This is a genomic window from Kineococcus vitellinus (assembly GCF_009906315.1).
Classification (GTDB): Bacteria; Actinomycetota; Actinomycetes; order Actinomycetales; family Kineococcaceae; genus Kineococcus; species Kineococcus vitellinus.
In genome coordinates this window covers 1-1,006 of the sequence record NZ_JAAALL010000583.1, presented here as the reverse complement: position 1 = coordinate 1,006, position 1,006 = coordinate 1, and the positions used below count along the sequence as shown (strand labels likewise).

Sequence of the window (1,006 nt, the reverse complement as noted above, 5' to 3'; positions counted from 1 at the left end):
CTCCCCGCGGGCCGGCCGGGGCCTGCCCGGCGCCCTGCTGCCGCCCGCCCTGGTGGTCCTGGTCGCCGTCGCCACCTTCTGGCTCGTGCACGAGGCCCTCGTCGACGACGCCTACATCACGCTGACCTTCGCGCGGAACCTCGCCGAGCTGGGGCACTGGGGGCTGCTGTCGGCCGTGCCGTCCAACACGGCGACCTCGCCGGGCTGGGTGCTGCTGCTCGGCGGGGCGGTCGCCCTGGTCCGCTCTCCCGTCGCGGCGCTCGGCGTCTGCCACGTGCTCATCGCCGTCCTGCTCGAGCGCAGCCTGTCCGGCGCCGCCCGCCGCGCCGGGCTGCCGCGGTGGGTGGGCCCGCTGGGCGCGCTCGTCGTCGGCACGAACCCGCTGCTGCTGAGCACGGTGGGGCTGGAGACCAACGTCCTGCTGCTGCTGCTGTCGCTGCTGCTGCTCACCGCGCAGGCCGGCCGGCCGGTGCTGCACGGGCTCGCCGCCGGCGCCGTCGTGCTGACGCGCCCGGACGCCGGGGTCGTCGTGGCCGTCGTCGCGCTCGGGGTGCCCGCGGTGCTGCGCCGGCTGCACGTGGTGGTGCCGGTCGCGCTGGCCGTCGTCGTGCCGTGGGCGCTGTGGAGCTGGTACTCCCTGGGCTCCGCGGTCCCCGACACCGCCGTCATCAAGACCGCGGTGCGCAGCTGGGGCCCCTGGGACGTCACCAACGGCTGGCGCTGGTACGTCGACCTCTACGGCGCGCACGCCGTCGTGGCGTTCCTGCCGGCCGCCGCCGGGATCGCCGGCTGCCTGGTGCTGGCCGTGCTGCGCCTGCGCGCGGCGGACCCGCGCACGGGGCCGTGGACCGCGATCGGCCTGGGCGGGGTGCTGCACTGGGTCGCGCTGTCGGTGCTCGGCGTGCCGCCCTTCCACTGGTACTACGGCGTCGTCGTCGGCCTCGGCGGCGTCACGGCGGCCGCGGCCGCCGGTGCGCTCGCGGTGCGGCGGCCACCCGCCGGCGCG

Annotated in this window: 1 pseudogene; it reads left to right on the top strand. The window is 77.8% G+C overall.

Annotated features, from left to right (window positions below):
• Positions 1-1,006 (top strand): annotated as a pseudogene (locus GTQ99_RS23560) (hypothetical protein); the annotation flags it as partial.